Source organism: Prevotella sp. TCVGH, assembly GCF_023522295.1.
Taxonomy (GTDB): Bacteria; Bacteroidota; Bacteroidia; order Bacteroidales; family Bacteroidaceae; genus Prevotella; species Prevotella timonensis.
Window position 1 is genome coordinate 1 of record NZ_QFFX01000091.1, and the last position, 7,922, is coordinate 7,922.

The 7,922-nt window shown below is 46.9% G+C and carries 6 protein-coding genes; all 6 read right to left on the reverse strand.

From position 1 onward, the window contains the following. Positions 1-73 precede the first annotated feature (73 nt). A complete protein-coding gene (gene kdpA, locus DEM91_RS11570; RefSeq protein WP_004356059.1) occupies positions 74-1,780 on the reverse strand; it encodes a potassium-transporting ATPase subunit KdpA in 1,707 nt (568 codons plus the stop codon). Between the two features lie 7 nt (positions 1,781-1,787). After that, positions 1,788-1,868, reverse strand: coding sequence for a potassium-transporting ATPase subunit F (locus DEM91_RS11575; protein WP_004347514.1), 81 nt, complete (start codon positions 1,866-1,868; stop codon positions 1,788-1,790). Between the two features lie 393 nt (positions 1,869-2,261). Further along, positions 2,262-3,599, reverse strand: coding sequence for a sigma-54-dependent transcriptional regulator (locus DEM91_RS11580; RefSeq protein WP_249859028.1), 1,338 nt, complete (start codon positions 3,597-3,599; stop codon positions 2,262-2,264). Positions 3,600-3,617: 18 nt separating this feature from the next. After that, entirely contained in the window at positions 3,618-5,075 is a 1,458-nt protein-coding gene (locus DEM91_RS11585; protein WP_007175194.1) for an ATP-binding protein, read from the reverse strand. A 14-nt stretch (positions 5,076-5,089) separates the two neighbouring features. Continuing rightward, positions 5,090-6,211, reverse strand: a complete 1,122-nt coding sequence (locus DEM91_RS11590) for a universal stress protein (protein ID WP_004347510.1) — start codon at positions 6,209-6,211, stop codon at positions 5,090-5,092. Between the two features lie 56 nt (positions 6,212-6,267). After that, positions 6,268-7,764 carry a TrkH family potassium uptake protein gene (locus DEM91_RS11595; protein ID WP_007175192.1) on the reverse strand — a complete coding sequence of 499 codons (1,497 nt, stop codon included), beginning with the start codon at positions 7,762-7,764 and terminating at the stop codon, positions 6,268-6,270. Positions 7,765-7,922 lie beyond the last annotated feature (158 nt).

Here is a 7,922-nt window from a genome sequence, read left to right on the forward strand (position 1 = left end):
GCCGGAGGCGCGAAGCCTCCGAAGAGCGGCATCCGACTTGTCTCCGTGTGTTAGCCTTTGCAAACATAGTAACTTACAATGTTAAGTGTTCAGCGATTGTACTTAGTGCATGTACGGGGAAGAACGACAAGGCTGCCACGATGAAGATGACGGCAAAGGTCATCACACCGAATGTAACGGTATCAGTTTTCAGCGTTCCTGCACTTTCGGGAATATATTTTTTCTTAGCAAGAATACCAGCTATTGCCACCTGACCTACGATGGGCACAAAACGTCCAAGGATAAGCACTATGCCACACGAATAGTTCCAGAACCAGGTGTTGTCACCCAAGCCCTCAAAGCCGGAACCATTATTGGCGGCCGAGGATGTGTATTCGTAAAGCATCTCGCTCAGTCCGTGATAGCCGGGATTGTTGAGCCATCCGCCCTCACTTGCAACGAACTCAGGAGCATGAACGAAGAGGTATGCCGCCAATGCAGTGCCAACGAGAATAATAAACGGATGGAGCAAAGCTACCATCGAGGCTATCTTCATCTCGCGTGCCTCCACCTTATGCCCTAAGAATTCAGGAGTTCGTCCCACCATCAGTCCACTGATGAACACTGCAATGATAAGGAAGGTAAAATAGTTCATCCAGCCAACACCAACACCGCCAAACCAAGTGTTTATCTGCATATTCAGCATCTCTATCATTCCCGACAATGGCATTGTGGAGTCGTGCATTGAGTTGACCGAGCCATTGGAGGTGACAGTGGTAGTGACACTCCACAATGCACCAGCGGCCGAACCTATGCGCACTTCCTTGCCTTCCATAGCTCCTCCATTCTGTGCAATCCCCATGGCACCTATCCGTGGATTGCCGTTCATCTCCTGATACATGTTGATGCCCACACCCACAAGATAGGCAAAGAGCATCACTCCAAAGATGCTATAGCCCAACTTGCGGCGTTTCAGATAGAAGCCGAATGCAAAAGCCAATGCCATCGGGATAATCAGGATACTACAACACTCTACTATATTTGTAAGGTAAGTGGGGTTCTCAAGCGGATGCGATGAATTCACGCCGAAATAACCGCCACCATTCGTTCCAAGTTGTTTGATGGACACGATGGCTGCCGTAGGGCCTTGCGACACCTCCTGTTTCTGACCTTCAAGGGTGGTCAGCTCCATCTTTCCGTCGAAGCCCATGGGTGTACCTTCCACTATCAGAATCATACCTACAACTAAAGACAATGGCAATAAGATGCGGGTAGTGCTTAACACCAGATAACGCCAGAAGTTACCAATAGTCTGCGTTGTTTTTGCCGCCAAACCCTTCATGATACCAGCCATTGCTGCCATACCTGTAGCGGCTGTGATGAATTGGAAGAGCATGATGACAAAGAGCTGCGTGAAATAAGTCAGACCGCTCTCACCGCTGTAGTGCTGCAGGTTGCAGTTAACCATAAACGAGATACAGGTATTGAAAGCCTGGTGGCATGTCTGTCCGATGTTGCCGTCGGGGTTGAGAGGCAATACTCCTTGTGCTACCAAGAGCACCATACCCCACACAAACCAGAAGAGGTTCACCACAAGCAGTGCACGGAGAAACTTCTTCCAGTCCATCTCCTCGTCGGGATTCACACCGCTCAACTTATACATAAGGCGTTCCACCGGCTTCATGAAGTCGAGGTACGTTCGTTCGCCTTTATACACTCGGGCAATATACTTGCCAAGTGGCCAGGCGAGTCCCACCATAAGGACAATCTGTAGGATTACTCCCAAAACTTCCGTATTCATACGTTATTTAGAATTTTTCGGGCTTGATGAGTACGTACATTAGGTACGCAAAAACCACCAAGCTGATGATAAATAATGTTGTGTACATAATCTCTACCTCCTTTTTAGATTTTCTCGAACCAGTCGATACATTTGAAGAATAGCCAGAAGCAGCCTATGCCGCTCAACAAGCAAATTGCGAAACCGATTGTAAACAAATCCATTTTCTTTCTGTTTTTAAAAGTTATACATAAATGTTTTTAAAAGTGCGATTTCTCGCCATGGCAAAGCTCGAGTAAACTCGACTTTGTTCATATGGCTTAACGAAATCGTTGTCACCTTATGTATCGCAATGGATGTGCCAAATATGTTTTTAATCATATATTATACTGTGTATCAATATCATACAAAGATAAAGATTGAAAATGTAGCAAATAAAAACCCTTCCAAAATGAAATAAACACATTCACTTTGGAAGGGCGGGAATGACAGTGTGGAGCATTTATACGGTTATCCCATATTCTTCAATCTTACGATAGAGAGTGGTAAGTCCGATTTTGAGCAGTCGAGCCGTTTCTGTCTTGTTGCCGTGAGTATGGTGGAGAACCTTGATGATGTGGTTGCGCTCCACACTCTTCAGGTCAAAGGAATCATTGGCTACAGCGGATGTATTGTCCGAAAGCATGTCTATAGGCAGGTCATGATTAGTGATTTCGCTTTCGCATACGATGATGGCATGCTCTACGGAATTCATCATTTCTCGCACATTACCTGGCCATGGATAAGACAAGAACAAATTCTTTGCTTCGGAAGACAGCACAGGGGGTGGGCAACCAATTTGCTTGGCATAACGCTCAATGAAATGCTGGGCAAGCGGCAGTATGTCCTCCTTGCGCAGGCGCAATGGTGGAAGTTCTATGCGAAACACGGAAAGACGGAAATAAAGATCTTCGCGGAATCGCCCATTGGCTATTTCTTCTTTCAGATTGCGGTTGGTGGCTGAAAGGATGCGCACATCTACGTGGGTAGTCTTTGTGTCGCCAACTTTCACAAATTCTCCAGTCTCAAGCACACGCAGTAGCTTCGACTGCAACTCAAGCGCCATTTCACCAATCTCATCGAGAAACACCGTACCATGATTGGCTTCCTCCAATAATCCTTTCTTATCCTTCACAGCACCAGTGAATGCCCCAGCCTTATAGCCGAAAAGCTCACTTTCCAGCAATTCACGGCTAAATGCCGAGCAGTTAAGAGCAAGAAATGCCTCACTGCTTCGATGGCTTGCATTGTGGATAGCTTGGGCAAAGACTTCCTTGCCAGTACCGGTCTCACCGTTGATGAGCACGGTAACATCTGTTGTAGCCACCTTTTGGGCTTGTCGGAGGACGTCAGAGATTGCAGTTGATTTTCCTACAATAGTGTCAAACGTATGCGATTTTGCCGTTGTGGCACTTGGCTTCTTTTTCTTATTTTCTGACGCAATGGCATCTATTGCACGGCTCACGATAGGGATAATCTTGCGGTTGTCATCACCCTTGACAATATAGTCAAAAGCCCCATTCTTGATGGCCTGCACGCCGTCGGGAATGTTGCCGTTGGCGGTGAGGAGAATTATCTTGGCTTTAGGAGCCAACAATTGCAGTTCCTGCACCATATCCACGCCGTTGCCATCAGGCAGGAACACGTCGCAGAGCACCACCTGCACTTCATTGTTCTTTAAGGTATATATAGCCGTGGCACGGTCTTTTGCTTTTAGTACCTCATAACCTTCCAGTTCCAGCATGCGTGAGAGGAGCATACGGATGGTTGGTTCATCGTCAATAATAAGTATCTTGTTCATAGTTTTTTATATATCTTTTTACACTGGCAAGGAAACGACAAACTTGCTGCCCTTACCCAATTCACTTTCAACTGTAAGTGTGCCATTATGCGCCTCGACAAAGTCGCGCGAGATGGAAAGTCCCAGTCCGCTGCCCTGTATCTTGGTACCAGGTACACGGAAATACCGCTCGAAGATGCTATCATGATAACGAGGGTCTATGCCTCGTCCGAAATCCTGTACATACAGCATTACGTGGTGCTCGTCCTGTTGCAAGGCTCCTATAGTCACCCGGTCATTTTCCGAAGAATATCGTATAGCATTACTCAGCAGATTGGTCAGTACCCATGCTATTTTCTCGCTATCGACATAGAGCTTGTTTATCTTTTCCTTTGGGTAATCCACCTCTATGTTGATATGGAACTTGTCTGCTTGTACTTGGTTGGCCTTTATGGCATAATCAATCAGCTCTATTGGCCTTGTGATATGAGGTTTGAGCTGCAATACTCCGCTTTCTACTTGTGTCATGTTGAGCAATTCGCCCGTGATGCTGAGCAGCCGTTCTCCATTCTCACGGATGCTGTCCGACAATTCTTTTTGCTCTTGGTTGAGACCGCCCACACGATTGTCGGCAAGCAGTTGCTCGCTCATCAGAATGGCTGATATCGGGGTTTTCAATTCATGGGATATCGTTGAGATGAATGTTGTCTTTGCCACATCTAGTTTGTGAAACTCGGTGATGTTTTTCAGCATAATCACTGTACCGCTTTCTTTTATGCTTCCCTCGTGGTCTGTCATTCTTACAGGCAGATATTTCACCTGGAAATAACTCTCTTTGTTGTCGGCATAGATTTTCAGTGGCTCTGTCTTTTTCTCGTCGGTCTCATGTACCTTATGTCTGTCCATCCCTACCAGTAGTCGGCGCAGCAGGTCGTTGCGCATGGCTGTTTCCTGTGCTGACTTTCCCACGACATCCTCACGTCGGAGATTGAGAATGCTGAGTGCCTCATTGTTGATGAAATAGAGTGTCAGTTTATGGTCTAAGCAGACGATAGGTTCGTCGATAGAGTCGATGATGGTCTCTATGTACTGTTTTGACACCTTCAGTTTCGAAAGCGATGAGTTGTGGTAATCACGCAGACGGCATGCCATTTGGTTGAAATTGGTGGATAACTGCTCCATGGCCTCACCACCATGGAGGTGCAACTGAGTATCGTAGTTGTGGTTGGCAATCTCGTTGATGCTTTTGGTCAGTTCCTGGAAAGGGCGGGTGATATACTCCGGCAATTTCAGAAGCATCCATACTCCCACGGCGATGCTCAATCCGCCAAACAGCAACAACAGAGTCAAGGCTCTCGTCAGACCATAGTCTGCCACAGGAGAAGTAGGTTCTGTGGCTGTGAGTATCTGCAGGCTGATGACGGAAAGCACCACCAAACCGATGATGAGCGACACTAGAATACCCACTGAGAGTGTAAGTTTTTCTTTTGCAGTCATATCCTTTTAATTTTTTATGCGAAAATAATTAAATCTACGCCCATTTCTTTCAATTCAGACAACAATTTCCGATAACTTCCTGCACGCATCAGCAAGCGGGGAAAGGAGAATGATGGTTGTCCCATACAAAGCAGTGTGGCATGCTGCTGTCGGCAGAACTCTGATATACTCTGCGGAATGTTGTCGGAAACCACCTTATGTACTTGTCCTCCAAGCTGGATGGTCAGTTCCAGATGGCTCATCAGATGACGTTGTGAGTCCAAAGGAATGAGGTCGTTGTTCTCGCCACGTGTCTGAACATATAGTGCCAATAGGTCAGCGTCAAAACTGTCCGCCATTCGTGCAGCCTTGCGGATGATATGCTGCTGTGTTTCGCTATTGCTGCTTACACATACCACAATCCTTGACATCCCTTTAGTCCTATATGTTCGTGGCAGTACCTCTTCCTCTACTTTTTTCCCTACTCGAAAGGCTACTTCCCTTAGTGCCAGTTCTCGCAGTTGCAGGATATTCCCTGCTTGAAAGAAATGGTCAAGGGCTGTTTGTATCTTGTCCTTGGCATATATTTTCCCGGATTTCAGACGTTCCAGAAGCTCTTCGGCCGTAAGATCAATGTTCACCACTTCGTCGGCTTCTTGCAACACTCGGTCTGGAATGCGTTCCTTCACATCGATGCCTACCATCTCCTTTATCTCATCTTTCAGACTCTCTATATGTTGTATGTTTACCGCAGAGAGCACGTTGATACCGGCATCAAGCAGTTCCATCACATCTTGCCATCGCTTGGCATTGCGTTGTCCCTCCACGTTGGAGTGTGCCAACTCATCAACAATTACAATCTCAGGATGAATCTGAAGGATAGCGTCTAAATCCATCTCTTCAATCTCCTTGCCTTTGTAGAACACCCGCTTGCGGGGAATCACGGGCAGTCCTTTCAGTGCCCTCACCGTGTCTGCCCGACCATGTGTCTCCACATAGCCTATCTGTACATCTGTGCCGCACCGTAGCATCTCTCGTGCATCCTGAAGCATGCGAAAGGTCTTGCCCACTCCGGCAATCATTCCGATGTATATCTTGAACCGTCCCCGATGTGACCGTCGTATCAGGTCAAGAAATTGCTGTATATTTTCTTCCATATATATATAGCGTTTATTATAATACATTTATTGCCCTTAGGGGCAACCATATTTCTCTATGACCAACTGCCACTCCACGTCGATTTGTAGAATATGAGAAGGAAACCGAAAATTTCAAGTCTGCCTATGAGCATCAGTGATGAGAGTATCCATTTGGCGGCATCGGGCAATGCTGCCCATGAGAAGGCAGGACCGAAGCTGCCTAACCCAGGTCCTACATTACCCATTGCAGAAATCACGGTACTCATGGCTTCTGTAAGTCCTACTCCGAATGCCATCAGCAGTGTCCAGCCGATAAAGGCAACTGACATATAGGCGGCGAAGAATACAAGAACCATTGTCACCAGCTTATTGTCAAACATACTACCAACTCTTATAGGCAATACGGCACGCGGATGCAGTATCTGACGGAACTGGTTGCGTATGCAATGGGCGACTATTATCATTCTGAGATTTTTAATACCTCCACTGGTTGACCCTGTGCATCCACCCGACAGCATCGCAAAAATCAGCAGCATCCATGTAAATGACGGCCACAGGTTGTAGTCGTCAGTGGCAAAGCCACACGAGGTGTGACAAGTAGCCACTTGGAACAGGGATTTGCGGAATGCTTCCTCCACGCCATAGCCGTTGTTCAGGATGAGTGCCGTCGAGATAATCAGGGTAAGCAGACCTGCGGAGGAGGCGAACCATCTGAGTTCCACGTTTTGCCATAGTTGTTTCCAACTTCCCCTTAAGGCAACAATATAGAGCGAGAAATTGATGGCAGAAAGCAACATGAACAACGACACCACGTATTCTATATACGGAGAATGCCAATAGGCAATGCTTTCCTGTTTGGTAGAGAAGCCTCCTGTGGCTATGGTGGCCATGGAATGACACACGGCATCAAATAAGCTCATGCCCCCAACCTTCAAGAGTGCGCTCTCGATGACAGTCAACAAGATATAAACCAAGAATATATACCGTGCCATGACACGTGTCTTGGGACAAATCTTGTTGTGAGTCACTCCCGTTGCCTCAGAGAGATAGAGCATCTGACTGCTGACACCGAACTCAGGCAAGAGAACTATGGAAAAGCAGACAATCCCCAAACCGCCTATCCATTGCGTCAGACTTCTCCAGAATAATATGCCATAAGGCATGCTCTCGATGTTGTCCAATATGGTGGCTCCTGTGGTGGTGAAACCTGACATTGTCTCAAAGAAAGCGTCGGTAATATTCGGGATGTAGCCGCCCAACAGGTAGGGGAACATTCCGAAAACCGTGAAAAACACCCAGGAAAGAGCCACCACGATATAGGCTTCATAGCGTGAGGGAGCAGACTTCTTTTTCCGACCATAGACTAACAGCATGATGCTTGCCGCCAGACATACAGAACACGAAACGGCGAAGGCTATCAAATCTCTCCCGCCATACATCAGGGACACGCAGCAGCATGCTAGCAGCAGTATCGATTCGAATGCCAAGAGCAAACCTATCAGATAGGCAATAAACCGATAGCTGAGTTCCTTTTCCATATTGGGACTTACCCCGTATTGCTTTATATCCATAAATGTCACTTATTATACTTACATCACTATATACAAATGGAGTACCAAAGGACTAAGGATGGTAACAAACCGCAGATAATCAGTAAGTTACTATGTTTGCAAAGGCTAACACACGGAGACAAGTCGGATGCCGCTCTTCGGAGGCTTCGCGCCTCCGG

Coding starts and splice junctions, on each gene's coding strand:
- DEM91_RS11580 (WP_249859028.1), bottom strand. CDS start 3,599: ATGAACAAGATACTTATTATTGACGATGAACCAACCATCCGTATGCTC.
- DEM91_RS11575 (WP_004347514.1), bottom strand. CDS start 1,868: ATGTACACAACATTATTTATCATCAGCTTGGTGGTTTTTGCGTACCTA.
- DEM91_RS11590 (WP_004347510.1), bottom strand. CDS start 6,211: ATGGAAGAAAATATACAGCAATTTCTTGACCTGATACGACGGTCACAT.
- kdpA (WP_004356059.1), bottom strand. CDS start 1,780: ATGAATACGGAAGTTTTGGGAGTAATCCTACAGATTGTCCTTATGGTG.
- DEM91_RS11585 (WP_007175194.1), bottom strand. CDS start 5,075: ATGACTGCAAAAGAAAAACTTACACTCTCAGTGGGTATTCTAGTGTCG.
- DEM91_RS11595 (WP_007175192.1), bottom strand. CDS start 7,764: ATGGATATAAAGCAATACGGGGTAAGTCCCAATATGGAAAAGGAACTC.